The sequence below is a fragment of the Bordetella sp. 02P26C-1 genome, assembly GCF_009763255.1.
Lineage (GTDB): Bacteria > Pseudomonadota > Gammaproteobacteria > Burkholderiales > Burkholderiaceae_B > Bordetella_A.
Window position 1 is genome coordinate 74,952 of the sequence record NZ_WSJB01000001.1, and the last position, 25,726, is coordinate 100,677.

Annotated in this window: 22 protein-coding genes; 9 read left to right on the plus strand and 13 right to left on the minus strand. The window is 62.4% G+C overall.

From position 1 onward, the window contains the following. Positions 1-108: 108 nt before the first annotated feature. The 4 genes from GOQ28_RS00335 (at position 109) to GOQ28_RS00350 (ending at position 4,847) form a co-directional block, all read left to right on the plus strand. The gene (locus GOQ28_RS00335; RefSeq protein WP_160348614.1) at positions 109-876 is read left to right on the plus strand and encodes a crotonase/enoyl-CoA hydratase family protein; all 768 of its coding nucleotides are present in this window, start codon (positions 109-111) and stop codon (positions 874-876) included. A gap of 94 nt (positions 877-970) precedes the next feature. Next, positions 971-2,494, plus strand: coding sequence for a fumarate hydratase (locus GOQ28_RS00340; RefSeq protein ID WP_160348613.1), 1,524 nt, complete (start codon positions 971-973; stop codon positions 2,492-2,494). 326 nt (positions 2,495-2,820) lie between these two features. Further along, entirely contained in the window at positions 2,821-3,651 is an 831-nt protein-coding gene (locus tag GOQ28_RS00345) for an FAS1-like dehydratase domain-containing protein (RefSeq protein WP_160354980.1), read from the plus strand. After that, on the plus strand, positions 3,648-4,847 hold the full coding sequence (locus tag GOQ28_RS00350) for a CaiB/BaiF CoA transferase family protein (RefSeq protein WP_160354981.1): 1,200 nt from the start codon (positions 3,648-3,650) through the stop codon (positions 4,845-4,847). Before GOQ28_RS00345 ends, GOQ28_RS00350 begins: the two co-directional genes overlap by 4 nt. A 24-nt stretch (positions 4,848-4,871) precedes the next feature. On the opposite strand, the gene GOQ28_RS00355 is transcribed toward GOQ28_RS00350, so the two are convergent. The 4 genes from GOQ28_RS00355 to hda are packed head-to-tail and all read right to left on the minus strand — an operon-like array spanning position 4,872 to position 8,102. Further along, complete coding sequence (locus GOQ28_RS00355) at positions 4,872-5,354, minus strand: 2-amino-4-hydroxy-6-hydroxymethyldihydropteridine diphosphokinase (RefSeq protein WP_160354982.1); 483 nt, start codon at positions 5,352-5,354, stop codon at positions 4,872-4,874. Further along, complete coding sequence (gene pcnB / locus GOQ28_RS00360; protein WP_160354983.1) at positions 5,351-6,706, minus strand: polynucleotide adenylyltransferase PcnB; 1,356 nt, start codon at positions 6,704-6,706, stop codon at positions 5,351-5,353. Before pcnB ends, GOQ28_RS00355 begins: the two co-directional genes overlap by 4 nt. After that, a complete protein-coding gene (locus tag GOQ28_RS00365) occupies positions 6,706-7,404 on the minus strand; it encodes an HAD family hydrolase (protein WP_160354984.1) in 699 nt (232 codons plus the stop codon). The genes pcnB and GOQ28_RS00365 overlap by 1 nt, the downstream gene beginning before the upstream one ends. Next, on the minus strand, positions 7,401-8,102 hold the full coding sequence (hda, locus tag GOQ28_RS00370; RefSeq protein WP_160348595.1) for a DnaA regulatory inactivator Hda: 702 nt from the start codon (positions 8,100-8,102) through the stop codon (positions 7,401-7,403). Before hda ends, GOQ28_RS00365 begins: the two co-directional genes overlap by 4 nt. 139 nt (positions 8,103-8,241) lie before the next feature. On the opposite strand from hda, the gene purM reads away from it, so the two are divergent. Then, positions 8,242-9,291: a phosphoribosylformylglycinamidine cyclo-ligase gene (gene purM, locus GOQ28_RS00375; protein ID WP_160354985.1), complete on the plus strand. Its 1,050-nt coding sequence runs from the start codon at positions 8,242-8,244 to the stop codon at positions 9,289-9,291. 491 nt (positions 9,292-9,782) lie between these two features. Here the strand turns inward: purM and miaA are convergent, their stop codons facing one another. The 4 genes from miaA to tsaE all read right to left on the minus strand — a co-directional run bounded on the left by miaA (position 9,783) and on the right by tsaE (position 14,982). After that, positions 9,783-10,748 carry a tRNA (adenosine(37)-N6)-dimethylallyltransferase MiaA gene (gene miaA / locus GOQ28_RS00380; protein WP_160354986.1) on the minus strand — a complete coding sequence of 322 codons (966 nt, stop codon included), beginning with the start codon at positions 10,746-10,748 and terminating at the stop codon, positions 9,783-9,785. 40 nt (positions 10,749-10,788) lie between these two features. Then, positions 10,789-13,035 (minus strand): DNA mismatch repair endonuclease MutL, encoded by a 2,247-nt coding sequence (mutL, locus tag GOQ28_RS00385; RefSeq protein WP_160354987.1) that lies wholly within the window; start codon positions 13,033-13,035, stop codon positions 10,789-10,791. A 67-nt stretch (positions 13,036-13,102) separates the two neighbouring features. Continuing rightward, the gene (locus GOQ28_RS00390; protein WP_160354988.1) at positions 13,103-14,515 is read right to left on the minus strand and encodes an N-acetylmuramoyl-L-alanine amidase; all 1,413 of its coding nucleotides are present in this window, start codon (positions 14,513-14,515) and stop codon (positions 13,103-13,105) included. Further along, entirely contained in the window at positions 14,446-14,982 is a 537-nt protein-coding gene (gene tsaE, locus GOQ28_RS00395) for a tRNA (adenosine(37)-N6)-threonylcarbamoyltransferase complex ATPase subunit type 1 TsaE (protein ID WP_160354989.1), read from the minus strand. The genes GOQ28_RS00390 and tsaE overlap by 70 nt, the downstream gene beginning before the upstream one ends. A gap of 143 nt (positions 14,983-15,125) precedes the next feature. On the opposite strand from tsaE, the gene fumC reads away from it, so the two are divergent. Next, on the plus strand, positions 15,126-16,517 hold the full coding sequence (gene fumC / locus GOQ28_RS00400; RefSeq protein ID WP_160354990.1) for a class II fumarate hydratase: 1,392 nt from the start codon (positions 15,126-15,128) through the stop codon (positions 16,515-16,517). A 69-nt stretch (positions 16,518-16,586) separates the two neighbouring features. On the opposite strand, the gene GOQ28_RS00405 is transcribed toward fumC, so the two are convergent. Continuing rightward, positions 16,587-17,483, minus strand: coding sequence for an AEC family transporter (locus GOQ28_RS00405; protein ID WP_160354991.1), 897 nt, complete (start codon positions 17,481-17,483; stop codon positions 16,587-16,589). 215 nt (positions 17,484-17,698) lie between these two features. Between GOQ28_RS00405 and GOQ28_RS00410 the strand changes: the two genes are divergently transcribed. Beyond that, the gene (locus tag GOQ28_RS00410; protein WP_160354992.1) at positions 17,699-18,694 is read left to right on the plus strand and encodes a tripartite tricarboxylate transporter substrate binding protein BugE; all 996 of its coding nucleotides are present in this window, start codon (positions 17,699-17,701) and stop codon (positions 18,692-18,694) included. A gap of 322 nt (positions 18,695-19,016) precedes the next feature. Further along, entirely contained in the window at positions 19,017-19,232 is a 216-nt protein-coding gene (locus tag GOQ28_RS00415; RefSeq protein ID WP_160354993.1) for a hypothetical protein, read from the plus strand. A gap of 63 nt (positions 19,233-19,295) precedes the next feature. Here GOQ28_RS00415 and GOQ28_RS00420 read toward each other — a convergent pair whose 3' ends face one another. Continuing rightward, positions 19,296-19,769: a hypothetical protein gene (locus GOQ28_RS00420; protein WP_160354994.1), complete on the minus strand. Its 474-nt coding sequence runs from the start codon at positions 19,767-19,769 to the stop codon at positions 19,296-19,298. A 228-nt stretch (positions 19,770-19,997) separates the two neighbouring features. Further along, a complete protein-coding gene (locus tag GOQ28_RS00425; RefSeq protein ID WP_160354995.1) occupies positions 19,998-20,891 on the minus strand; it encodes a LysR family transcriptional regulator in 894 nt (297 codons plus the stop codon). 71 nt (positions 20,892-20,962) lie between these two features. On the opposite strand from GOQ28_RS00425, the gene ggt reads away from it, so the two are divergent. Beyond that, positions 20,963-22,753, plus strand: a complete 1,791-nt coding sequence (gene ggt / locus GOQ28_RS00430; RefSeq protein ID WP_160354996.1) for a gamma-glutamyltransferase — start codon at positions 20,963-20,965, stop codon at positions 22,751-22,753. A 29-nt stretch (positions 22,754-22,782) separates the two neighbouring features. On the opposite strand, the gene GOQ28_RS00435 is transcribed toward ggt, so the two are convergent. Both GOQ28_RS00435 and denD read right to left on the minus strand, forming a co-directional pair. After that, positions 22,783-24,561 carry an IlvD/Edd family dehydratase gene (locus tag GOQ28_RS00435; protein ID WP_236844163.1) on the minus strand — a complete coding sequence of 593 codons (1,779 nt, stop codon included), beginning with the start codon at positions 24,559-24,561 and terminating at the stop codon, positions 22,783-22,785. An 11-nt stretch (positions 24,562-24,572) separates the two neighbouring features. Then, positions 24,573-25,571, minus strand: coding sequence for a D-erythronate dehydrogenase (gene denD, locus GOQ28_RS00440; protein WP_160354997.1), 999 nt, complete (start codon positions 25,569-25,571; stop codon positions 24,573-24,575). Positions 25,572-25,726: the final 155 nt, after the last annotated feature.

Consider the following 25,726-nt stretch of genomic DNA (forward strand, 5'->3'; position numbering starts at 1 on the left):
GTGCAAGAGCATTACTATTTGTAAATTCGCGGAGGCTGGGATAATCGTATGATTCGGAGTCGTTCCCCATCTATTCCGGGCGCCGCGCCCATCAGCAGAGGATCTAGCATGTCTGAGTTAGTCAAGGTCGAGCTCATTGACGGTATCCAGGTCATGACCATCAATCGTCCAGAGGCGAAAAACGCCATCAATCTGGAAACCGCGCAGGCGCTGGCCGCCGCGCTGGACGACCTTGATAACCGTGACGAAGCGCGCATCGGTATTCTGACCGGCGCGGGCGGCGTGTTTTCCGCTGGCATGGATCTGAAGGCCTTTGCACAGAAAGGCGAGCGTCCGAATATTCCGGGCCGTGGATTTGCCGGCATCACCGAGCGTCCGCCGCGCAAGCCTCTGATCGCGGCGATCGAGGGTTTCGCTTTGGCCGGTGGCTGCGAAATGGCCTTGTCGGCGGATCTGATTGTCGCGGCCAACAACGCGAAGTTCGGGCTGCCTGAAGTGAAACGTGGGCTGGTTGCCGGCGCTGGCGGTCTGCTGCGTCTGCCGCGCCGCCTGCCCTATCACATCGCCATGGAAATCATCCTGACGGGCGATATGTTCACCGCCGAACGTGCCCATGCCTTCGGTCTGGTCAATCGTCTGACCGAGCCCGGCCAGGCGCTCGAGGGCGCGCTCGCCCTGGCGCGCATCATTGTCGAAAACGGTCCGTTGGCAGTGCAAACGGCCAAGAGCGTGGTGGCGCAAGCCGTCGATTGGGACCAGGAAGGCATGTTCGATCGCCAGCGCCCGCTGATTTCCCATATCTTTACCTCGGCCGACGCCAAGGAAGGCGCCACCGCCTTCGCCGAAAAACGCAAGCCCGTCTGGCAGGGCAAATAAGGCCGGCAACGCTGGACCTAAAATACCTGATTGATCCGGGCGGCTGGCTACCGTGGCCGCCTGTTCCCCTTTCGTTGTTTTCGCTCAAGCACTCATGTCTACCCTGATCAAAGAAGAAGACTTCATACAGTCTATCGCTGACGGCATTCAGTTCATCAGCTACTACCATCCCGTTGACTACATCCGCCACCTGGCCCGCGCCTATGAGCGCGAGGAAAGCCCGGCCGCGCGCGACGCGATGGCGCAGATCCTGACCAACTCGCGCATGTGTGCCGAGGGCAAGCGTCCGCTGTGCCAGGACACCGGCATCGTCAACGTGTTCCTGAAAGTGGGCATGAACGTGCGATTCGAGACGAACCGCACGCTGCAAGAGCTGTGCGACGAAGGCGTGCGCCGTGGCTACACGAACCCGGACAACCCCTTGCGCGCTTCCGTGCTGGACGATCCGATCTTCGCGCGCAAGAACACGCGCGACAACACGCCCTGTATCCTGCATGTCGAACTCGTCCCGGGCGACAAGGTCGATGTGCAAATTGCTTCCAAGGGCGGCGGTTCCGAGAACAAGTCGAAGTTCGTGATGCTCAACCCCAGCGATTCGCTGGTGGACTGGGTGCTCAAGACTGTGCCCACGATGGGCGCTGGCTGGTGCCCGCCGGGCATGCTGGGGATCGGCGTTGGCGGCACGGCCGAGAAAGCCATGCTGATGGCCAAGCAATCGTTGATGGAAGACATCGACATGTACGAGCTGCTGGCCCGCGGCCCGCAGAACAAGCTCGAGGAACTGCGTATCGAGCTTTACGAAAAGGTCAACGCGCTCGGTATTGGCGCGCAGGGCCTGGGTGGTCTGACGACCGTGCTGGACGTGAAGATCAACACTTTCCCCACGCACGCGGCGTCCAAGCCCGTGGCCATGATCCCCAACTGCGCGGCTACCCGTCACGCGCATTTCGAGCTCGATGGCTCCGGTCCCGCTCGCCTGGAACCGCCCGCGCTGTCGGAATGGCCCGAAGTGCGCTGGGCGCCGGACTACAACAAGTCCAAGCAAGTCAATCTGGATGCCCTGACCCCGGAAGAGGTCGCCAGCTGGAAGCCCGGCCAGACGCTGCTGTTGTCGGGCAAGATGTTGACCGGCCGTGATGCCGCGCACAAGCGCATTCAAGACATGCTGGCCAAGGGCGAGCCGCTGCCGGTGGACTTCAAGAATCGCGTGATCTACTACGTCGGTCCCGTGGACCCCGTGCGCGACGAAGTCGTCGGTCCCGCAGGCCCCACGACCGCGACCCGCATGGACAAGTTCACCGAGATGATGCTGGCGCAGACCGGCTTGATCGCGATGATCGGCAAGTCCGAGCGCGGCCCGGTCGCGATTGAAGCGATCCGCAAGCACAAGTCGGCCTACTTGATGGCCGTGGGTGGCGCGGCTTACCTGGTGTCCAAGGCGATTCGCGAGGCGCGCGTGTTGGCCTTTGAAGACCTGGGTATGGAAGCCATCTACGAGTTTGATGTCAAGGACATGCCGGTCACCGTGGCGGTCGATTCCGAAGGCACGTCGGTGCACAACACCGGGCCGAAGGAATGGCAAGCGCGTATCGGCAAGATCCCGGTCGCTGTGGCGTAAGCCGCGTCTCAAGCGTGGGGCGGGCGTAGCGGGCGAGCTTACGCTCGTCGCCCTAGCCACACGATTTCCCTTCGCGCCCAAGGCCGCACAGATTGTGCGGCCGTTTTTTGGCTCGTGCTCCCCCCGACAGATCGCGCGTAATCGTTATGTTGCTCCGGCGCTTCTTTACGGGAAACGGCTCGTCAAACCTCCCATACCCGTCAGTCAACATCGCCTTGGAGTGAATTCCAGGCCATTGAACACGGTCTTGTATAAATACGAATTCACAATACCCGAACGCCCGCGCATGCTATGGGCCACTCCGTACCTAGCCTAGGAAGCACTACATGACGTCTACAACCCCCGCCGATTGGATTGGCAGCAGCGAGTCAGTCGCCGATAACCTCGACGTGGGCCATGCCGCGCGTATCGCTGCGACGCTCGGCCAACCGGCCCCCGCCGTCGGTGATGCGTTGCCGGCCTTGTGGCAATGGGCGTTTTTTATCAAGCCGGTGCAAGCAGACGGCATCGGCGTAGATGGACACCCCGCGCGTGGCGGCTTTTTACCGCCCGCCGACGATCGCAATCGCATGTGGGCAGGCGGTCGGGTGACCTTTCACTCGCCGTTGCGCGTGGGCGTTGCCGCCGAGCGCAACTCCACAGTGATCGATGTACGCGAAAAAGTCGGCCGCACGGGTGCCTTGCTGTTCGTGACGGTGCGGCATCATTACCTTCAGGAGGGCGCACTGACGATCGAGGAGGAGCAGGACATCGTCTACCGGCAGCCGTCGCCGCCCAAGCTCACAGGCACGGAGCCCGCGCCAGCTTCGCAATGGTGCGAGACCATTGAGCCTTCGCCCTTGCTGCTGTTTCGCTATTCCGCGGTCACCTTCAACGGTCATCGCATTCACTACGATCATCCCTATGTCACTGAAACCGAGGGCTATCCGGGCCTGGTCGTGCACGGGCCGCTGATCGCGACATTTATGGTGGCGGCTTTTCGTCAAGCGAATCCCGACGCGCGCTTGGATCATTTGTCCTACCGTGGTCTGCGTCCGCTGATCGCGCCCACGCCGTTCGAAGTGGCCGGCCGCGTCGTCGAGCCGGGTCAGGCAGAACTCTGGGCCGAATGCGACGGCACGCTGGCCCATCAGGCACAACTGAGGTTTTCCGCATGAGCAATATCGGCAGTAACCCGCGTCCCCTCGATGGCATCACCGTCATCAGCCTGGAACACGCCATCGCCGCGCCGTTCTGCTCGCGCCAGCTGGCCGATATGGGTGCGCGCGTCATCAAGATCGAGCGGCCCGGTGTGGGCGATTTCGCCCGTGGCTACGATGAACGCGTGCGTGGCCTGTCCTCGCATTTCGTCTGGACCAACCGATCCAAGGAAAGCCTCACGCTTAACCTCAAACATCCCGAGGCGGGCGACGTCATGCAGCGTCTGCTCGAATCGGCCGACGTACTCGTGCAAAACCTCGCACCCGGTGCGGCCGAGCGCTTGGGACTGTCGTTCGATCAGCTGCACGAAAAATACCCGCGCCTCATCGTGTGCGATATTTCGGGCTATGGCGAGGGCGGTCCCTACGAGACCAAAAAGGCCTACGACTTGCTGATCCAGAGCGAAAGCGGCTTTGTGTCCGTGACGGGCTCGCCCGATGCGCCCGCCAAGGCTGGTTGTTCGATCTCCGACATCGCCGCCGGCATGTATGCGTATACCTCGATCCTGAACGCGCTATTGCTGCGCCAGCGTACAGGCAAGGGCAGCCGCCTGGACGTATCGATGCTGGAAAGCATGGTCGAATGGATGGGCTATCCGCTTTACTACGCTTACGAAGGCGCGACCCCTCCGCCGCGCGCGGGCGCCGCCCATGCGACCATCTATCCCTATGGTCCATTCCCCGTCGGCGATGGCGCCACCATCATGCTGGGCCTGCAGAACGAGCGCGAATGGCGCGTGTTCTGCGAGCGCGTGCTGGGTCAACCCGAGCTGGCCGATGACGAGCGGTTTTCTTCCAACTCGCGTCGCACCGCGAATCGCGAACCCTTGCGAGCCCTCATCGTGCAAGCCTTTGCCGCCATGACGATCGATGAGGTCACGCAGCGGTTGGAAGACGCCCAGATCGCCAATGCCCGCGTGAACGAGATGAAAGGCGTCTGGGCACACCCGCAGCTACAGGCGCGCGATCGCTGGCGCGAAGTCGGCAGCCCCGCGGGCACCTTGCCAGCGCTGGTGCCACCCGCCACCAGCAACGCCTTTACGCCGCGCATGGACCCGGTGCCAGCCGTGGGCGAACACACCGACGCCGTCCTGGCGTCGCTGGGCTTCACCCCCGAAGAGGTGGCGCATTTCAAAGAAAATCAAGTCGTGTGAAGGCGGGTGCCGGCAGCGCTGGATTCAGTCCAGCTGCTGCACCCACTGATCCGACAGCCCCGCGAGCAATTGCGATACGGGGCCTTGGCGCAGCACCAGATCGGGGGCGAGTTCATGCAAGGGCGCCAATACGAAGGCGCGCTCATGCATGCGCGGATGCGGCAGAATCAGGCGCGGAGAATCCATCTGCGTATCGCCATGCAGCAGCAGATCCAGATCCAGCGTGCGTGGCGCATTGGGATAAGGGCGTTGTCGTCCGTGCCGCGTCTCCAGCGCTTGTAAAAGGTCCAGCAGCTCCAGCGGCGCGAGGCTGGTATCCAACGCGGCGACCGCATTGATATAGTCCGGCCCGGTGGCCTCCACCGGTGCCGTGCGATAAAAGCGCGAGGGCTCGCAATACAACACCCCCGGGCTGCCACGCAGTTCTTTCAACACGGTATGCAGCGTGGTGACCGCGTCGCCCAGGTTGGCGCCCAGGCCGATATAGGCGCGTTCGACGCGGCTCATGCTTCGGCGCGCGGTGCGCTGGGACGGCGAGTTTTTCGGCGGCGCTTGCGCGGCCCGCTGGCCTCGGAGGCCGTCTGCGGCTGGCGCGACAACTCGTCGATCATCTCGGCCCGGATGGCGTCATTGCCATTGGCCAGATCCATCCACCATTGCGCCAGCACACTGTCGAACTCGCCAGCGGCCGCGCGCAGCTGCAGGAAATCGCAAGCGGCGCGAAAACGCGGTTGTTCGATCATGCGATAAATCGTCTTGCCCAGGCGTCGCTCGAAACGCGGCTGCATGAACCAGATCTCACGCATGTCGGAGGTGAATCGCCGCTGGATGGCGAGTTTCTCCGTTTGCTCGTCCAGCACCGAATCGGCGGCTTGGACCAGCGCGGGGATGTTGTGCTCGCCCTGCGCGCGCAATTGCTTCCAGCGCGAATCCACTTGTTGCCATAGCAACGCCGAGAACAGGAAACTCGGGCTGATGCTTTTTCCTGCACGTACACGTGCATCGGTGCGTTCCAGCGCCAACTCGACAAAGCGTTCGCCGCCAGGCTGCTCCAACACCACATCCAGCATAGGTAGTAGCCCGCGCGCCAGGCCCTCGGCGCGCAGCTGGCGCAGGCAATCCATGGCATGACCACAGGTCAAGAGCTTGAGCATCTCATCAAACAGACGCGATGCCGGCACGTTCTCGATCAGCGATGCCATCGTGCCGATCGGCGCGCGCGTGGCGGGGTCGATCGTGCCATTGAGCTTGGCCGCGAAACGCACCGCGCGCAGCATGCGGACCGGATCTTCGCGATAACGCACCGCTGGGTCGCCGATCATGCGCACCCGGCGCTTTTTCAAATCCGCGACGCCTTGGTGAAAATCGATCACCTCTTCGTTATGCGGATCGTAGTAGAGCGCGTTCATCGTGAAATCGCGCCGCGCCGCATCCTGCTCGTGCGTCCCAAATACGTTGTCGCGCAGAATTCGGCCATGCTCGTCGGTTTCTTGATTCTCGGACGCCGGGGCACGGAAGGTCGACGTCTCGATGATCTCCTGCCCGAACACCACATGCACCAGCTGAAAACGGCGCCCAATGATGCGCGCGCGGCGGAACAAGGGGCGAATCTGTTCCGGCGTGGCGTTGGTCGCCACATCGAAATCCTTGGGTTCCAGACCCACGATCAGGTCACGAACCGCGCCACCGACGATATAGGCCTCGTATCCATGCTGGCGCAGGACTTCACAGACCTTGATGGCATGCCGCGAAACGTTGCGGCGATCGATACCGTGTTTATCAGGCCCGATCCGCTGGGGCCCACGGGCCGCCGGAGAAAACAGACGGCTGACGAATTTCTTGATTGTGTCGGTGATCATCAGGACTTGGCGTCTTCCAGGTGGTCGAACAAGTCGAGCACTTTCCAGCCGCGTGCGTGGGCGATCTCGCGCAGCGCCGGGCTGGGATTGGCGGCTACGGGATGCGTGACGACCTCAAGCAAGGGCACGTCGTTGATCGAATCGCTATAAAAAACCGATTCGGAGAAATCGGCAAGTGTCAGATTCATTCCGGCCAACCAGTCGCGCACCCGCACGACCTTGCCTTCCTTGAAGCTGGGCGTGCCGGAAATACGGCCCGTGTAACGGCCATTGCGGTATTCGGGGTCGGTGGCGATCAGATGCGAAATGCCGAACGCGCGCGCAATCGGCGCCGTGACAAACGCGTTGGTGGCCGTGACCAGGGCGCACAGATCGCCGGCGGCCAGGTGCTGGTCAACCAATTCAATGGCGCGATCCGTGATGGCAGGGCGCACCACCTCGGCCATGAACTCCTCATGCCACGCCGCCAGTTCATAGGGGCGATGCGCGGCCAGCAGGCCCAGCATGAATTCTGCGGCCTGTTCAGCCGTCAGTTCACCGCGGTTATAGCGGTTCATCAGGTCGTCGTTGCGGCGACGCGCCTCGTCCGGATCACCGGCGCGGCCAGTGCGTGCCAGGAAGTCGGCCCATTGGTAATCGCTGTCCAGCGGTAGGAGCGTGTGATCCAGATCGAACAGCGCGAGTCTTTGGGGCATCATCTTGTATGAGTATCGGGGTCTGCCAGCATAGCGCGCAGCAGGGCAATAGTGATGGGGCGGCCGGTAGCCAGCGAATAGCGATCCAGCGCATCGAGCAACACAGTCAATTTACGGATATCGCGTTCGCAATGCGTCAGCATCCATTGGATGACTTCGGGCGCGAGCTGCAAACCACGTTCGGTGGCCTGCGCCGACAACGCGGCTAGCTTGTCACCATCGGACAAAGGCTCGAGCCGAAAGACCAGATCCCACCCGAGCCGCGTGCGCAAATCCTCGCGCAACGGCATGGACAACGGGGCGCGATCGCCTGCCACGGCCAAGGCGAACGCCCGGCTGGTGGCCGCGCACTCGCGCCAGCGATTGTACAGGGCAAAAAGTCCCGCCTGTCGTGGCTCATCTAATTCGTGCACATCATCGACCGCGATCACGCGCGGCATGGCCGCCGCCGAGTCGGCGTTAGCCAGCTGGCGCAGGGCGCGGGCAGTCTGCCCCTTATCGATGTAAACCGCGTCCGGCGTATTCGCCAGTCCCTTGAGCAGATGGCTGCGCCCGCAACCCGCCGCGCCCCATAGATACAGGGCGCGTCCAGGCGCCAGCGCCCGCGCAGCCGCCAACGCCTCGCCGTTACGACCGGCGATAAAGTTCTGCAGCGTAGGAGCAGGTGCGGGTAGAACGTCGAGCAGCAGCTGGCGATTCATGGGTAACAATCTAGACAAGGCAAGGGGCGCGCAAATTGTCAAAATCCGGTTTGCGCGATGCTTTTCCCCCGACATCGTAAAATGGCGGGTGCAGCACCCCGTAAACCCCGCAATTGTCACATACCCCACGGTTTTTCTCATGACGACTCAACCTTCTGCCCCTCTGACGTACCGCGACGCTGGTGTCGATATCGATGCGGGAGACGCCCTGGTCGACCGCATCAAGCCCTTGGCGGCCCGTACGATGCGTCCCGGCGTGTTGGCCGGTATCGGCGGATTTGGCGCGTTGTTCCAGGTGCCCGGGAAATACCGTGAGCCCGTGCTGGTCTCCGGCACCGACGGCGTGGGCACCAAACTGCGCCTGGCCTTCGAATGGAATCGGCATGACACCGTGGGTATCGACCTGGTGGCCATGAGCGTCAACGATATCCTGGTTCAGGGCGCAGAGCCCTTGTTTTTCCTGGATTATTTCGCCTGCGGCAAACTCTCGGTGGACACCGCCGCCGCCGTGGTCGGCGGTATCGCCAAGGGATGTGAGCTGTCCGGCTGCGCCCTCATCGGTGGCGAAACGGCCGAAATGCCCGGCATGTACCCCGATGGCGAATACGATCTGGCCGGTTTCGCGGTCGGCGCGGTTGAAAAGGCCGACATCATCGACGGCAAATCCATCAAACCGGGCGATGTGGTGCTGGGCCTGGCCTCCAGCGGCGCGCATTCCAACGGTTTTTCGCTGATCCGCAAGATCATCGAACGCGCCGGCGCCAAGCCGACCGACGATTTCTATGGTCAGCCCCTAGTTGACGTGGTGATGGCCCCCACGCGCCTCTATGTGAAGCAGGTCCTGGCCGCCCTGGCCAAGCACGGCACTTCCATCAAGGGTCTGGCCCACATCACCGGCGGCGGCCTGCTGGACAACGTGCCGCGCATCCTGCAGCCCGGCTTGTCGGCCAAGCTGCATCGCGACAACTGGGAAATGCCCAAGCTGTTCCAATGGCTGCAAGAGCAAGGCCAAGTCGAAGACACCGAGATGTACCGCGTGTTCAACTGCGGCATCGGCATGGTGCTCGTGGTCGATGCGGCCCAGGCCGACGCCATCGCCGAAACGCTGCGCGAGCAGGGTGAAACGGTCAGCAAGCTGGGCGAGATCGTCGAGCAGACTGAGGGCATGGCGCAGACGTTTGTCGTGTGAGGCGGTGCTGGGTCGGCTGCGTAGTGAAGCGTTGTCGAGGCGTGTGATGTGGGGCGCTGCTGGTTCGTTTTCGATCTGCAGCGTTGCTGATTCGGTTTTGATCTGCAGCTTTGCCGGTTCGTTTGAGAGGTGCAGCGTTGCTGGTTCTTAAGCCGCCGAGGCTGCCCTGCGTCATTCCGATGCTCGGTCGGTGCCCTGCGCTTCGGATGACTCCGGGGTCCTCGGCTCACGTCAGCCTAATGCCTCGGACATTACACCGCACTTGGCAACACGCGTCGGCTCCTAGTGCTGAAGGACGAACCCAACAACAGAGCGACGGCGGCAGAGGGTTTTGCGACTGATCCGTGAGCAGATGCTGCGAGTCGGTGGCAGGGCGGAGGGATCCGAAGCGCAGGGCACCGACCGAGCATCGGAATCCCGCAGTCCTGACGCCGACGGCTATAGAACGCCCATGCCGGCTCCAGAGCCAATCCGGACGCCAACAATAATCTTCAACCACCAACCGCTTCAGCCACCGCATCGATCACCCGCCCGACGGCGTCCCCGGCGAGACAGTCCACGATAACCCGCTCCGGCTGCGCGCGCAGCCAAGTGAGCTGGCGTTTGGCTAATTGCCGCGTGGCGGCGATGGCTTGTTCGCGTGCCGTGTCGAGGTCGATCTCGCCATCCAGATGGCTCCACATCTGCCGGTAACCGACACACCTCACGGATGGCAAACCGACATGCAGATCGTCGCGCGCGTGCAGCGTACGGACCTCGTCCAATAGACCGGCATCCAGCATCGCATCGAAACGCTGCGCGATGCGCGCATGCAGCGCGGCGCGGTCCGAGGGTTCGAGGCTGATGGTCAAGTAGCGATGCGAGGATGCCGTGGCATTCTGCGATACGGATTCGGCTTTCGCTTCCGATGCACGTTGCAATAGCGACGACATCGACTGCCCGCTCAAGATGCATATCTCAAGCGCACGCTGAATACGCTGACTATCGTTCGGAGCAAGGCGCGCTGCCGTGATCGGATCGCGCTCGGCGAGCTCCGCATGCAGCGCGGGCCATCCCAGTTCCGCGGCGCGCGCTTCGAGCTCGGCACGCAACGCTGGGTCTGCCTTGGGCAGATCATCCAGCCCATCGCGCAGCGTCTTGTAGTACATCATGGTGCCGCCCGCCAGCAGGGGCATCCGGCCGCGTGCGCGTATCTCGTCGATCAAACGCAGTGTATCGGCGCGAAATTCCGCAGCCGAATACGATTGCGCGGGGTCGCGAATGTCCAACAGGTGTTGCGGCACGCGCGCTTGCTCGCTGGGCGAGGGCTTGGCCGTGCCAATATCCATGCCGCGATAAATGGTGGCCGAGTCCACGTTGATGATCTCGACCGGCCAACGTTCGGCCACGGCCAACGTAGAGGCGCTTTTGCCGGCAGCCGTGGGGCCAGCAAGGCAGATGATAGGGGCCACGTTCATCGCCGGGCATCCATCGCGCTATGCAATATCAACGACATGCTTATTGTCCGCGCAGAAAGAGTTTATCCAGGTCGGACATCGACCACTGTACCCATGTCGGGCGACCGTGGTTGCACTGATCCGCGCGTTCGGTGACTTCCATCTGGCGCAGCAACGCGTTCATTTCTTCTATCGTGAGACGGCGGTTGGCGCGCACCGAGCCATGGCAAGCCATGGTCGAGAGCAGGGCGTTACGCTGCTCGGTCAACAGACGCGAGACGCCCACGGCACCCAGATCGCGCAAAATCGCGCGTGCCATGGTCTCGATATCGCCGCGCGCTAGAATCGCCGGCACGGCGCGCACCGCGATCGACGTGGGGCCAGCAGGGCGCAGATCGAAACATAGCTCGGCCAACTGCTCCTGATGCTCTTCCACTAACGCCACGTCTTTCTCTTGCGCGTGAAACACGACGGGCACCAGTAGTTCCTGGCGGGGCAGTTCGCGCGCATCGAGCGCGCGTTTGAGCTGTTCATAGACCACGCGCTCATGGGCCGCGTGCATGTCCACCAACACCAGGCCGTGACGGTTCTGCGCGAGGATATAGATGCCGTGCAATTGCCCTAGTGCCATGCCTAGCGGATGGTCTTCGTCCTGCGGCAAAGTGGTACTCGCGGCGGTGGCAGCGGATGCACCGACAGAGGATGAGCCGTCGGCGGCGCTTTGCTCCGGCAGTGGCCGGTAAAGCGTCTGCCAGTCAGAGACGCGGTTGCCTTCCGAGCCGCTTTGCAGTCGAAAAGGCATTTGCGTGTGCGGCCGCATGGGCTGGCGCGGGGGCGTTGCCTGACTCTGTCCTGCCGCGTGGAAAGGGCGTTCAGCATGGGCCGATGACGACTCGGTCTGTGCCCATGATCCCGTCAAACGCGCGGAGCCGGGCAACGCGTCTCGGCCCGGGGCAGCGGCGTTGCCTGACAGGTTTGCCGCTGCGGCGTCCCTGCTGTGCTGGCGCTCCGCGTTCATCTGTCGTCCCGGAAGCGCAGGCGCACCCGTCGCGGCATCGGGCGGCTGACGATCCGATATATAGCCGGGCGCGTAGGCTGGCGCGGTCCGAATCGAGATCGTATCGTCAGCGGCGTTCCACGCTTGCTTGGGCGTGGAGGGCATGCCTGCGCCAGCGCCTGCTCCATCGACATTTGCCGTCCTCGGCATGTCTTCAGACGTGCGAGCCGTCCCACCGGCAGCCGGGATCACCTCGCCGTCCGGCGTCACCACCACCGCCGAGGAGCCGCCCGTTTGCGCCAGCGCCTGGCTTACGACCTGATTGACAAACCGGTGTACCGCGCCGCTATCGCGAAAGCGCACTTCGTTTTTCGCCGGGTGCACATTGACATCCACGGCGGTCGGGTCGATATCCAGATACAGCACATAGGCAGGCTGACGATCGCCATGCAGAACATCCGCATAGGCGGCTTTCAGCGCATGGCTCACCGTGCGATCACGCACGAATCGGCCGTTGACGTAGAGATATTGCCGATCCGCGCGGGCGCGCGCCGCGGTGGGTCGGGTGACCATCCCAGACAAGCTGATCGCGCCCATCGACACATCGACCGGTAACGCATGCGAGGCGAACTCCGCGCCCAACACATCACGAATTCGCTGACCTGGGACGGCGGGCAGCCATTGCCGCTGCGCACGGTCATTGTGAAACAGGCGAAACGCGATATTCGGATGCGCCAGCGCGATCCGTTCCATCGCATCGACGCAGTGGCCAAACTCGGTGGCCTCGGAACGCAGGAATTTGCGGCGCGCCGGCACCGAATCAAACAGCTGACGGACATTGATGGTGGTGCCAGGCGGGCCGGAGGCTGGCGTCACCTGCAGGCTGCCGCCCTCGATCTGCCACGCGTGGTCGCCGTCGCGCGTACGCGAAATAATGGTCACTTGCGCCACAGAGGCGATCGATGCCAGCGCCTCGCCCCGAAATCCCATCGAGGCGACGGATTCCAGTTCGCTAAGCGAGCGGATCTTGCTGGTCGCATGCCGCGCCAACGCCAGTGGCAGTTCCTCGGGCGGGATACCAACGCCGTCGTCGCTGACGGCAATCCGCCGTATGCCACCGCCTTCCAGCCGCACTTCGATTGCCCGCGCGCCCGCGTCGATAGCGTTTTCCAGCACCTCTTTCAAAACGGAGGCCGGGCGTTCGATCACTTCGCCGGCGGCGATCTGGCTGATGAGCAGATCTGGCAGCGCGGCAATGCTGCGGCGTTCGGACGTAGCGCGGGATGGAGGCGTAGCGGTGATTTCAGGCATGAGCCGATTTTAGCCTCCGCGGCACGATAGCCGCGACGGCGGGGGCACCGCCGCTCGCACTTCGATCTCAGCTCGCGTCCGCGATATGCGCCAGCGGTGGATTGGCGACAAAATATTGCTGGATTCCCGCCAGCATCGCCTGCGCGAGTTTCTGCTGGTGGCTTGGGGATCGCAGCAGCTCTTCTTCGCGCGGATTACTGATGAACGCGGTTTCCACGAGGATCGAGGGGATGTCCGGCGCCTTCAGCACGGCAAAGCCAGCTTGTTCCACCCGTGGTTTGTGCAACCGGTTGATCTTTTTGATCTCGTCCAGAAAGGCGCTGCCGAGCCTGAGCGAATCGTTGATCTGGGCGGTGGTGGACAAATCCAGCAGCACTTTGGCCACGTGCTTGTCGTGACTACCCAGGTTGACGCCACCGATCAAATCCGCCGCGTTTTCCTTGTCGGCCAGCCAACGCGCCTGCGTGCTGGAAGCGCCTCGCTCGGACAGCGCAAAGACGGACGAACCGTTGGCGGTGGGTTTGACCCAGGCGTCCGCATGGATCGAGATAAACAAGTCAGCTCGCACGCGGCGCGCTTTCTGCACGCGCACATGCAGCGGAACAAAAAAATCGTCATCGCGCGTCAGATAGGCGCGCATGTTCGGCTGATTATCGATCAGGGTTTTAAGCTGACGCGCGATCCGTAACACGACATCTTTCTCGCGTAAGCCCGATTTGCCAATCGCGCCAGGGTCCTCCCCGCCATGACCTGGGTCCAGGGCGATGGTCACCATGCGCTTACGGCGCGAAGGCGTGGAAGGCATGGGCGTGGCTGGAGCGGGCGCGGGCTGCGGCAACGCGATGCGTGCCGGCGGCTGCTGCCCGGGCGCTTGCGGTGCCGGGGCAGGGGCCGGCGATGCGGTCGTCGTGGCCGGCGAGTTGCGCGAGATGTCTTCGAGAATGCGTGCCAGCGGATCGTCTACGTCCGGGTTGGTCGATTGCTTGTTCAGCATCGCCATCAGCGGATCTTGCGCGATCTTGGGGTACAGGTCGAGCACCAGTCGGTACTGATAATCCGCCACGGGTTTCAGCGTAAAGACCTGCGGCGCGATGGGCTGCTTCAGGTCGAACACCAGCCGCACCACGTTAGGGCGGTTCTGGGCGACACGCAGACTGCGAATATAAGGATCGTCGGGACGAACCTTGGAAATGAGTTGATTTAGCGCCGCGTCGGCCTGCAGACCCTCCAGATCGACCACCAGCCGATGAGGATTGTCCAGTGTGAAGTGTTCGGCTTTCAGCTCGCGGTCGAGCTCCAGCGTCACCCGTGTGTATTCATCGGCCGGCCAGGTCCGCACCGCCAGGATCGTAGCGGCCCGCGCCAATGAGGGAATCACCGGCAAGGCGAGCAGCGTAGTCGCCGCGGCAATCAGGCGCCGGCGACGGGCCCCGGTGTTGGACAGGGCTTCTGGGATAGAGGAGCAATCGCGTTCAACCATGTTTGTCCTCGGGCGGTAAAGGCGGTCAGCGTGACGTCACGGCCTGGGTCTGCATAGGCCAGGTCAATCTGCAGGTCGGGAGGGGGGAGCAGGCCCTCTGCACGCTCGGGCCATTCGATCAGGACGACCGCGTCGTCACGTAGCAAATCTCGAAATCCCGCATCCAACCATTCGCGCGAATCGCTAAATCTATAAAAATCAAAGTGATAGAAGTATAAGTTAGAAACTTTATAGGATTCAAGCAAGGCATAGCTGGGGCTTTTGATCCGGCCTTTTATGCCGCTTTCGCGCAACAGTGCTCTTGTAAATGCGGTTTTTCCCGCACCCAAATCGCCACACAAGTGGATGCGACCACCCGGAGCAAGCCCTGTCGCTCCAGTCACCAGCGGCGCGAATTGGCGCGCCAGTGCATCAGTGGCGGTTTCGTCAGGCAGATTTAAAGTCAAGCTGCACAAGGGGGCGGACATGGCGGGCGCTCGGGTGGTAAAACAGGTTGAATGTGGACGAATTATAGAAAGCTAGCGGTCTGCTATGATCGAATTGAGTTTTATTCTTATTTAGACTCTGCATGCGCCGCCGTCGGCCATGCCTCGCCAGGAAAGTTGACACCATGACGACTCGCATCGAGAAAGATACTTTCGGCCCTATCGAGGTCCCCGCTGATCACCTTTGGGGCGCGCAGACGCAGCGGTCGCTGCACTTTTTTTCGATTTCCACCGAGAAGATGCCGCATCAACTGGTGGCAGCCATGGCGCGTCTGAAGCGCGCCGCCGCCCGCGTCAATGCCGAACTAGGCGAGCTGGACCCCAAGATCGCCGAGGCTATCGTGCAGGCGGCCGACGAGGTCATCGCGGAGAAATGGCCCAATGAATTCCCCCTGTCCGTCTGGCAGACCGGCTCGGGCACGCAGAGCAACATGAACATGAACGAGGTGCTGGCCAACCGCGCCTCGGAAATTCTGGGCGGGGAACGCGGCGAAGCGCGTCTGGTGCACCCGAACGACCACGTCAATCGCGGCCAATCGTCCAACGACACGTTCCCGACCGCCATGCACGTGGCTGCGGCCGTGCAGGTGGAAACGCATCTATTACCCGCGTTGAAATCGCTGCGCGCGACCCTGGCGGAGAAAAGCGCCGCGTTCTACGACATCGTCAAAATCGGCCGCACGCATTTGCAAGACGCCACGCCACTGACGCTGGGCCAGGAACTATCGGGCCACGTGGCACAGCTGGATCTGGCCGAACAGCAGATCCGCGCGACCTTGCCCGGTCTGCATCAGTTGGCCATCGGCGGCACGGCGGTCGGCACGGGCTTGAACGCCCATCCACAATTCAGCGCGAAGGTCAGCGCCGCGCTGGCGCACGACACCGGTTTGTCGTTCGTGTCGGCCCCCAACAAGTTCCAGGCGCTCGCCTCGCACGAAGCCTTGCTGTTTGCCCACGGCGCGCTCAAGGCGCTCGCCGCCGGCCTGATGAAAATTGCCAACGATGTGCGCTGGCTGTCCAGCGGCCCGCGATCGGGTCTGGGCGAAATCAGCATCCCCGAGAACGAGCCCGGCAGCTCCATCATGCCCGGCAAGGTCAACCCGACGCAATGCGAGGCGCTGACCATGCTGGCCGCGCAGGTGATGGGTAACGATGTGGCCATCAACATCGGCGGCGCGAGCGGAAATTTCGAACTCAACGTCTACAAACCGCTGGTGATTCACAACTTCCTGCAATCGGTGCGTCTGTTGGCCGACGGCATGGCAAGTTTCGACAAGCATTGCGCCTCGGGCATCGAGCCCAACCGCGAGCGTATCGCCGAACTGGTCGACCGATCGCTGATGCTGGTGACGGCGTTGAACCCGCATATCGGCTACGACAAAGCCGCGCAAATTGCCAAGAAGGCCCACAAGGAAAACCTGTCGTTGAAAGACGCGGCGCTGGCCTTGGGGTATGTCACCGAAGCGCAGTTTTCGGAATGGGTCGTGCCCGCCGCGATGACCAACGCCAAGCGTTGATAGCGCACGCGCGGACGACGGCGCGAAATCTTGCTCGCGCCGTCGTCGGCGATTTGGCCGCGCGTCCGGCTAGCCTCCCGCGATCATCAACCACATGGGCAGCGTGACGACGGAGAACAGCGTGCCCAGCGAAATGATCAGCGCCACCAGGCGCCCGTCGCCGCCCATCCGCATGGCCAGCACATAGGCCGCCGATGCCGTCGGCAAGGCGGCGAAAAGCAGCAGCATGCGCGCATCGACGTCGGTCAAACCCGCCAGGCGCGCCGCGCCCATCGCCGCCAACGGCAATAACAGCAGCTTCACCACCACCATCCACGCCACCAGCGGACCGTGACCGCGACCGCCTTGCCACGACAGACTCGCGCCCACACACAAAATTCCCAGTGCGAGCGACGCGTTTCCGAGACGCCCCAATACCGTATCGACCGGGCCGGGTAGATGCAGGCCAGCCAGATTGCCGATCAGACCCAATACCGTCGCCACCAGCAGGGGGTTGCGCGCGAGTTCACGGATTAGCCCTTGATTGCCGTGACGCGCCAGCCCCGTGACGGCCGCGACATTCGCAATGGGCACGGCGAACCCGATGATGAGCGCCATCGCGGTCTGTCCTTGCGCGCCACCCAGGCTCGCCGCTAATGCCAGCCCGATATAAGTGTTGAACCGATACCCGCACTGCGCCGCGGAAGCCAAGGCGATTGCGGGCGCGCGCAGCAACCAGCCACCCACCCACGCAAGCGCCACCCCCGATAGCAGCACACAGACGGTGGCTTGCAGCAATTCGAGCGCGCTGCCCGCGCTGATAGGCGTGCGCAGAATGGACTGAAACAACAGTGCCGGAAACAACACGAAATAAACAATGCGTTCCGTACCGGCAAAGAATTCACGCGTAAACCCAAGCTTATGACGCAGCACCCATCCGAGTGCGACTAGCAAAAAATCCGGCAAAACCAACAGCGCAGTCGACATGACCTTCCGGGAAAGTTTGGTAATTGTTGTAATCTCAAGGTACTCGGACATGCCGATTTGCTGCTATTCTCCGCCCAATCGACCTGTCCGCGCAAAGTTGTATTACAGATAAGTCGTTCTATTTTGATTTGCAGCGCTGGCCTACCGGCCCGCACTGACGCCTGCACTAGCGGCCCTCAGTACAGGAGGGGCGCGCACATGGAGGGAGCACAAGAATGAAGATCACAACTCGTACGCTCGTAACGGCCATTGCCATGGCCACGGGAATGGTGGCCACCTCGGCCGCGACGGCAGCCGATGCCGCAGACAATTATCCGGATAAACCCATCCGAGTCATCGTGCCCTTTGCCCCGGGCGGATCGACCGACATCATCGCGCGTCTGGTCACCCAGCGTATGGCTCAGGAACTGGGCAAGCCCATGGTCGTCGAGAACAAGGGCGGTGCGGGCGGCGCTATCGGCGCGGCCGAAGCGGCCCGCGCCAAGCCGGACGGCTATGTCTTGTCGATTGCCACCGTGTCCACCATGGCGGTGAACTCCGCCTGCCGTCCGGACGATCTGCCCTACGACCCGTTGAAGGATTTCCAGCCGGTCACGAACTTCGCCAACACGGCTAACGTGGTGTCGGTCAACCCGAAGTTCCCGGCCAAGGATTTCGCCGGCTTCCTGGAAGAACTGAAGAAGAATCCGGGCAAATATTCCTACGGTAGCTCGGGCACCTGCGGCGTGCTGCACTTGATGGGCGAGTCGTTCAAGAACTCGACCGGCACCGACATCGTCCACGTGCCTTACAAGGGTTCGGGCCCCGCCGTGGCTGACGCCGTGGGCGGGCAGATCGAACTGATCTTCGACAACCTGCCTTCCTCGATGGGCCAAATCCAAGCCGGCGGTCTGCGTCCCATGGCCGTGGCCTGGCCGGAGCGCCTCAAGTCGCTGCCTGACGTGCCGACGTTCAAGGAAGCGGGCTTCCCGCAAGTGAACCAACCTGTCTGGTACGGTTTGCTCGCCCCGGCCGGCACGCCCATGGAGATCGTCAACAAATTGCGTGACGCCGCCGTGGTGGCTCTGAAGGATCCCAAAGTCATCGAAGTCCTCGAACAGCAGGGTTCGGCGCCGTCGGGCAACACCCCGGAAGAGTTCGCCAAGGAAATCAAGGAACAGTACGACTGGGCCAAGGACGTCGTGCAAAAGAGCAATATCAAGCTCCAGTAAGCGACCCTGATAAGGTGTCTCTGGCCTCGTGTGACAACAGGCCGCCAGGGACGCCAAGACAGGTCTTGCATCGCAAAACCCTCCGCATTGTCGGAGGGTTTTGTTTTTGCGCTTTCGAGGGCACGTCTTTCCTCATCCCTCCGTTGAAGCGAACGGACCGGCATCCGCGCCTATGCCGTGCTGCTTGGCGTAAAGGCTTAGCAATCCTGGATTGCATGCTTGGGCACCGAAATTGCGTATCCGTCGTACAGCGTCGCGCATGAAGCCAGTCAGCGGCACACGTTGAGCACAGCGCGACACCCGTTCCACACGGAGAAATAATATGAGCCCACCGAATGCGAATACCTACACCTTTCGGACTAAAGCCGGTCAACGCCTGGTGGTGACGGCAGGCTCCTACGAAAGCGCATTGACCGATTTGGCGGATACCCTGGGCATCCGCCTGTTGAGTGCAAAGATCGCCCCGCGCCCAGTCGCACCGGCGCGGTTTCAGAACAACGTGGTGCAGTTCAAGCTACTCAGGTCAGGAATCTGCTGAAGGCTGCGGACATCTGTGACGCGCGCTTGCATCAAGGTATTCAGCCAGGCGCGATAACCGCTGCTAGCACCCGCCGGCTGCCATCAGCGGAGCTGCTGTAGGCTCGCCATTCGATGAGTCGGTCGCTAGCCTCTGCGCGCCTATCTCTTCGTTGGCCATCCTCAGAGTCGTGTCGGGCGTGATCTTGGCGTCGCCGTGCTGACCATTTTTGCGGGCGACTTCCGTCCGGCGCTCTTCGGCTCTCTTTACCCGATTGCGCCGTTCCGCTTCCATCAGGGAGTCCGTCATGGCGATTTGCATCGAGTCCGTGAGCAGGCGGCGAAAACTCGCCGCGGCGCGCCTGGCGGCGTTGTCGGCTAATAGAACGCGGGTCTGCAGCTTGCTATGGGGTGTCGTCGTTGCCAGCGCGGAGTCGTTGACTTTTGATGGAGTCAGGCCGGCATCTGACGTTTCGCTGGAGCCCGTGGCGGCAGGGGATCTACCCGATTGTGCCTGCTCGCGGGCAGCGACGAACTCGCTGGAAAGGATGCTGCTCATAGGGTATAGGGGTGTATCTTGAATCATCCGATATGTCTCCATGGAAGCCAGATGCCAGAAGCGCATCCAGCGAGACCGTTGAGTAACATGCGACCGGTAGATGTCCCATATTCTGACGGCGCGTCGCACGAAATCGGACGGCTTCAAACGATGCGTATCGCCTGTTCCCGCAAATCGCAGACATGACTCGGCGGCCGAGGCTTTCACGACCCGGAGAGCCGACTTATCCTAAACGGGCAGGCCTCGCCCTAACGCATCGCAGGCCAGGCGCAGGCGTTCCATGAACTCGCGCTGCAGGTTCGATAGCGGGTCATGCGAGCGGGTCAAGATGCTTAGCGGCACCTTCAGTGGCGGATCCAGGCGACGAGCCACCATCCCAGGGCGCAGCATGGCCCGGGCCGTGATGGCATCCACGATGGCTTCGCCGCAACCAGCTTCGGCCAGGGCGCAGGCCACATAGTGAGTCTGCACTTGGATCGGCACCTCGGGATTCAGCCCTTGGGCATCCATCGCCATCTGCAGCAAGGCGCCCGACGCATCGCGCGAATCCAGCACGATCAACGTGTCATTCATCAGGTCCGCCAGGCGTGTCGTGGTCTGGCTGCCCGGCTTGCGCCCCAGATGCACGAGTTCGGTATCGCCTAGCGGGGTACGCGTCAGGCCGGGATAGTCCTGTCGGTCAAAAGTGACCGCCAGGTCGAGCTCACGATTCAACAGACCCTGCACCAATTCCGCGCTGTGATGCGTATGAATATCGAAGGTAATGCCGGGCTGAGCCTCCCGGCTGGCACGCACGACTTGCGGCAGCAGACCCAGGCCCAGCGCGGGGGCGCAGCCCAGGCGGATATGTCCATGAGGATGTTCGCGCAAACTCGCGGCCAGGCGCCGCACGCTGTTGAGGTCCTGATTCAAACGCGTGACCTCGGGCGCGAGAATCTCAGCTTCGCGCGTCGCCACCAGACGGCCTTTGACCCGCTCAAACAGCTTGAAGCCCAGCTGCGCCTCCGCATGCGCGAGCAGCTTGCTGGCGGCGGGTTGGGAGATATGCAACGCGGCGGCCGCTTCGGTCAGAGACCCGGTGCGGCGTATGGCTTCGAAGATTTCGATGTGTCGCAGGCGCATGGCGGCATTCAAGGGGAAAACAAGCCATTCTATTGCGTTAAGCTAGGGCCCACGGATTAAAGGAGGCGTTCATGCCGGTAAAGTCCCGCGTCGCCGCGATGATGGCGTTACTGCTCGGTGTTTCAACCCCAGGCGTTGCGGCGCCTGCGCATGAAAACCTCAATCCAGAAATTGCCTCGGGCTTTACCACCCGGCAGGCCGTGACAGGCCAGGGGTATATGGTGGCCACCGCTAACCCACTCGCCACTCAGGCGGGATTCGAGGTGCTGCAAGCGGGCGGCAGCGCGGTCGATGCGGCCATTGCCGCGCAGCTGGTGCTCGGTTTGACCGAACCGCAGTCCTCGGGCGTGGGCGGAGGCGGCTTTCTGGTTCATTACGCCGCTGATAACGGGCAACTGCGCGTGTACGACAGTCGCGAAACGGCGCCGGCCGCCGCGCGATCTGACCGGTTTTTGCGCGACGGCCGGCCCTTGCCCTTCGAGCAGGCAGTCGATAACGGATTGTCGGTCGGCACGCCCGGCTTGTTGCGCGGGCTGGAACTGGCGCATCGCCAACATGGCGTGCTGCCGTGGCGATCGCTGTTTCAACCGGCGATCGAATTGGCAAAGGCGGGCTTCGAGGTTTCGCCGCGTTTGCACGCGCAGATCGTTCAATCGCGCGAGGCGCTTGCCGCGCAGCCGGCCGCGGCGCGGTATTTTCTCGATGAGAACGGGCAGCCTTGGCCGGTGGGCCACGTGCTCAAGAACCCAGATTACGCCGTGGTGTTAACGCGGGTAGCGGACCAAGGGGCCGATGCGTTCTACACGGGCGACATCGCGCGCGATATCGTCGCTGCCGTGCGCGCACATCCCAGCCCTGGTGACTTGAGCGTGGAGGATCTCGCCACCTATCGCGCGCAGGTGCGCGATGCCGTGTGCGGCGACTATCGCGCCTATCGTATCTGCGGTGCGCCGCCGCCTAGCAGCGGGCCACTTGCCATATTACAAATGCTGGGAATTCTTGAGCACTATCCGATGGGGCAGCTGGGTCCGCGCAGTGCGCAGGCCTGGCACTATTTCACGGAGGCGGGGCGTTTGGCCTTCGCCGACCGGGGCTTGTACGTTGCCGATCCCGCTTTTGTCGACGTGCCGATGAGTGAGATGCTAGCCCCGGCCTATCTGGCTCAACGCGCTTCGTTGATTCAGCTGGGCCGCAGCATGGGCACCGCGCGGCCCGGCGATCCTGGCAAGCTGATATCGAAACGCGCGGCCGGGGATGCGTTGGAGGTGCCATCGACGACCCATGTTGTCGTGGCCGATGCGCGAGGCAACGTGCTCTCCATGACCAACTCGATCGAGTCGGCATTTGGCAGCAAAATATTCGTGCGCGGCTTTTTGTTGAACAATGAGCTCACCGATTTCTCGTTATCGCCTGAGGATTCGCAAGGGCGACTGGTCGCCAATCGCGTGGAGCCTGGCAAACGGCCACGTAGCTCGATGGCGCCGATCATCGTATTTCGCGATGGGCGTCCTTATCTGGCGGTGGGTTCGCCCGGCGGCAGCGCGATCATTAACTATGTCGCGAAAACGCTGGTGGGCGTGTTGGATTGGGATCTGGACATTCAGCAGGCCATCGCGCTGCCGAATATCGGCAGTCGTAATCAAGCCACGGAGGTAGAGAAGGGCAGCGCGCTAACCGAGCTCGGGCGCCTGCTGCAAGGACTCGGCCACGAGGTGAAGTTCATCGATTTCCCTAGCGGTATCCAGGGCATCGTGATGGAAGATGGTGTGCTGACCGGAGGCGCGGATCCGCGACGCGAGGGACTGGTGCTCGCACCGCCGGCGGCGCCTCGTGAACCGCCCGTTGCGGCCGCCGCGCCCTGAAAGGCAGGCGCGGCGCTCGTCGCGAAAGCTTAGTGATTGTGTCGCGGCATACGCTGCGCGATTCTTTGGAACGTCAGTGTGTCTTCCAGTACCGCGCCTTCTGACAATGCCCCAACGCCTCGGCGATAAATCATCTGCCACGGTGTGGCATCCGGCGGCACTGGCGGCAAGCCGTCTTGCGAACGACGCCGCGCGATCTCGGCATCATCGACCAGCGCATCACAGCGACCCGTATTGAGGTCCACACGGATGATGTCATCCGTGCGCAGCCAAGATAACCCGCCACCCGCGGCGCTTTCGGGCGAAGCATTCAAGATCGACGGGCTATCCGCCGTGCCCGATTGCCGGCCATCACCCAGCGTGGGCAAACTGGTCACCCCCGCGCGCAGCAGCGCGTCGGGCGGCTGCATGTTGACGACTTCCGCCGAGCCAGGCCAACCCACAGGCCCGGCCCCGCGTATGACGAGCATGCAACGATCATCGATGTTCAAGGCAGGATCATTGATGCGGCGGTGATAGTCTTCGGATCCATCAAACACAATCGCACGGCATTCGAACACGCCTTCGCGACCCGGTTCGCTGAGATAGCGCTGGCGAAACTCCTCGGAGATCACGCTCGTTTTCATGATGGCGAAGTCGAACAGATTCCCTTGGAGCACCATGAATCCGGCGCGCTCTTTCAACGGGGCATCATAGGCATAAATGACTTCGCGGTCCGTGCTCTCGCGGCCTTGTAGATTTTCGCCGATGGTCTTGCCGGTGACTGTGGGGCAGTCCGCGTGGAGCTGTCCTTGCTGCAGCAATTCCCACATCACGGCAGGCACGCCGCCCGCGCGATGGAACCGCTCACACAGATATTTGCCCGCAGGCTGCACGTTAGCCAACAGCGGCAAGTCGTAGCCTTCGCGCTGCCAGTCTTCCAGCGGCAGTTCGACGCCGGCATGCCGTGCCATGGCCATCAAGTGTGGCTGTGCGTTGGTGGAGCCGCCGATCGCCGTGTTGACTTTGATCGCGTTGATAAACGCTTCGCGCGTCAGAATGTCTGAGGGCTTGATGTCTTCGAGCACCAGTTCGACCGCGCGGCGGCCGGTACGGTAGGCCATCTGGCCGCGTTCGCGGTAGGCAGCGGGAATCGCGGCGCAGCCCGTCAGCGACATCCCCAGTGCTTCGGCCATCGCGTTCATGGTGGAGGCGGTCCCCATGGTGTTGCAATGACCCACCGATGGCGCGGAATCCAATGCGGCCTGCATGAACTCTTCCGCATTGATCTGCCCGGCGGCCAGCTTGCGCCGCGATCGCCAGATCACCGTGCCGGATCCGACCAGCTCGTTATCGTGCCAGCCATCGAGCATGGGCCCTCCGGACAGCACAATCGCGGGGATATCCACGGTGGCGGCAGCCATCAATGCGGAAGGCGTCGTCTTGTCACAGCCTGTGGTCAGCACCACGCCATCGATGGGATAGCCGTACAGAATCTCGACCAATCCTAAATAGGCCAGATTGCGATCGAGCGCCGCCGTCGGCCGCTTGCAGTTTTCAAAGAGCGGATGGGTGGGAAATTCGATGGGGATACCGCCCGCATCGCGAATGCCATCACGCACGCGTTTCGCCAATTCCAGGTGAACGCGATTGCACGGCACCAGATCACTGCCGCTTTGCGCAATGCCTATGATGGGCTTGCCCGATCGCAACTCCTCCGGGGTGACGCCGTAATTCATGAAGCGTTCCAGATATAACGCCGTCATGTCGATGTGATCGGGGTTGTCGAACCAATCTAGCGAACGAAGGCGTTTGACGGGTTTCTTCATGTTTTGGCTCATCAGTGGCTCCAGTGGGGCAGCGTGCCGCCGAGTTCATCTTCGATGTGGGCTTGCAGGATCTCGTCGAAAGAGCTCTCCGCGGTAAATCCCAACTCGCGCGCGCGTGTCGCGGTAAAGCCGGGCGCCCAGCCTTGCACCATTTGCGTAATGGCGGCATCGGGCTCGCGACGAATAAGTGCGACGGCGCGATCGCCCGCTACGCGTTGCAGAGCAGCGATTTGTTCGCCTACGGTGGCGCTCACGCCGGGCATGTTCAGATTGCGGCGAGGTCCCAGGCGCTGCAGATCCAAGGTGGCGGCATGACGCAAAAAGCCCACGGCGGATCGTGGCGAGGCATGCCAATGGCGCACATCTTCGGGGACGGGCAGTACGGCCTCCTGACCAATGAGCGGCTCGCGCAGAATGCTGGAGAAAAATCCCGATGCCGCCTTATTCGGTTTGCCAGGGCGCACGCATAGCGTGGGCAGCCTGATGCCTATCCCGTCGAAAAAGCCGCGTCGTGTGTAGTCCGACAGCAGCAGCTCGCAGATTGCTTTCTGCGTGCCATAGCTGGTCAACGGCGTTTGGTGGAAATCATCGGGGATCGGGTAGGGCAGCGGTGCGCCATACACGGCGATAGACGAGGCGAACACCACGCGCGGCCGCCATCCATCTGCCAGCGATGCAGCCCGGATCGCATCAAACAGATAGCGCGTGCCGTCCAGGTTGATCCGATAGCCCTTGTCGAAATCCAGCTCCGCCTCGCCCGAGACGATGGCGGCCAGATGCACGATGAGATCGGGTCTGCTGGAAACGACCTGTGCGGCCACGTCGGGCTGCGACAGATCCGCCGCGCGAGAATCTACCTGCCCACCAAAACCCGCTGGCGGTTGCGGGGCGATGACGTCCCACAGCGTCAAGCGATCGACAGTGTGATCTCCCAATTGGGGGTGACGCGCCAGCGATTCGGTGAATTTACGTCCGACCATGCCTGCCGCGCCAATGATGGCGATATGCATTTTGTCTCCTTCGGTCCCGTGGGCCGTTCTTGTCCACCGTCGGCATCCTAGGGTTGTTCTCTAGTAGGCACGCGGCGCGCTTTTGAGTAATCTGTTGTCCAATTATAGGGTTGTCTGACAGGCTGACTACTGGTGAAAACCTGCACCCGACCCAG

Excerpts from the sequence above, each read along its gene's own strand:
- denD (WP_160354997.1), bottom strand. The coding sequence starts at position 25,571 with ATGCATATCGCCATCATTGGCGCGGCAGGCATGGTCGGACGTAAATTC.
- purM (WP_160354985.1), top strand. The coding sequence starts at position 8,242 with ATGACGACTCAACCTTCTGCCCCTCTGACGTACCGCGACGCTGGTGTC.
- pcnB (WP_160354983.1), bottom strand. The coding sequence starts at position 6,706 with ATGATCACCGACACAATCAAGAAATTCGTCAGCCGTCTGTTTTCTCCG.
- miaA (WP_160354986.1), bottom strand. The coding sequence starts at position 10,748 with ATGAACGTGGCCCCTATCATCTGCCTTGCTGGCCCCACGGCTGCCGGC.
- GOQ28_RS00350 (WP_160354981.1), top strand. The coding sequence starts at position 3,648 with ATGAGCAATATCGGCAGTAACCCGCGTCCCCTCGATGGCATCACCGTC.
- GOQ28_RS00415 (WP_160354993.1), top strand. The coding sequence starts at position 19,017 with ATGAGCCCACCGAATGCGAATACCTACACCTTTCGGACTAAAGCCGGT.
- GOQ28_RS00365 (WP_160354984.1), bottom strand. The coding sequence starts at position 7,404 with ATGATGCCCCAAAGACTCGCGCTGTTCGATCTGGATCACACGCTCCTA.
- GOQ28_RS00410 (WP_160354992.1), top strand. The coding sequence starts at position 17,699 with ATGAAGATCACAACTCGTACGCTCGTAACGGCCATTGCCATGGCCACG.
- GOQ28_RS00425 (WP_160354995.1), bottom strand. The coding sequence starts at position 20,891 with ATGCGCCTGCGACACATCGAAATCTTCGAAGCCATACGCCGCACCGGG.
- tsaE (WP_160354989.1), bottom strand. The coding sequence starts at position 14,982 with ATGTCCGCCCCCTTGTGCAGCTTGACTTTAAATCTGCCTGACGAAACC.
- GOQ28_RS00435 (WP_236844163.1), bottom strand. The coding sequence starts at position 24,561 with ATGAAGAAACCCGTCAAACGCCTTCGTTCGCTAGATTGGTTCGACAAC.
- GOQ28_RS00355 (WP_160354982.1), bottom strand. The coding sequence starts at position 5,354 with ATGAGCCGCGTCGAACGCGCCTATATCGGCCTGGGCGCCAACCTGGGC.
- mutL (WP_160354987.1), bottom strand. The coding sequence starts at position 13,035 with ATGCCTGAAATCACCGCTACGCCTCCATCCCGCGCTACGTCCGAACGC.
- fumC (WP_160354990.1), top strand. The coding sequence starts at position 15,126 with ATGACGACTCGCATCGAGAAAGATACTTTCGGCCCTATCGAGGTCCCC.
- GOQ28_RS00345 (WP_160354980.1), top strand. The coding sequence starts at position 2,821 with ATGACGTCTACAACCCCCGCCGATTGGATTGGCAGCAGCGAGTCAGTC.
- GOQ28_RS00420 (WP_160354994.1), bottom strand. The coding sequence starts at position 19,769 with ATGAGCAGCATCCTTTCCAGCGAGTTCGTCGCTGCCCGCGAGCAGGCA.
- GOQ28_RS00390 (WP_160354988.1), bottom strand. The coding sequence starts at position 14,515 with ATGGTTGAACGCGATTGCTCCTCTATCCCAGAAGCCCTGTCCAACACC.
- ggt (WP_160354996.1), top strand. The coding sequence starts at position 20,963 with ATGCCGGTAAAGTCCCGCGTCGCCGCGATGATGGCGTTACTGCTCGGT.
- GOQ28_RS00335 (WP_160348614.1), top strand. The coding sequence starts at position 109 with ATGTCTGAGTTAGTCAAGGTCGAGCTCATTGACGGTATCCAGGTCATG.
- GOQ28_RS00405 (WP_160354991.1), bottom strand. The coding sequence starts at position 17,483 with ATGTCGACTGCGCTGTTGGTTTTGCCGGATTTTTTGCTAGTCGCACTC.
- hda (WP_160348595.1), bottom strand. The coding sequence starts at position 8,102 with ATGAATCGCCAGCTGCTGCTCGACGTTCTACCCGCACCTGCTCCTACG.
- GOQ28_RS00340 (WP_160348613.1), top strand. The coding sequence starts at position 971 with ATGTCTACCCTGATCAAAGAAGAAGACTTCATACAGTCTATCGCTGAC.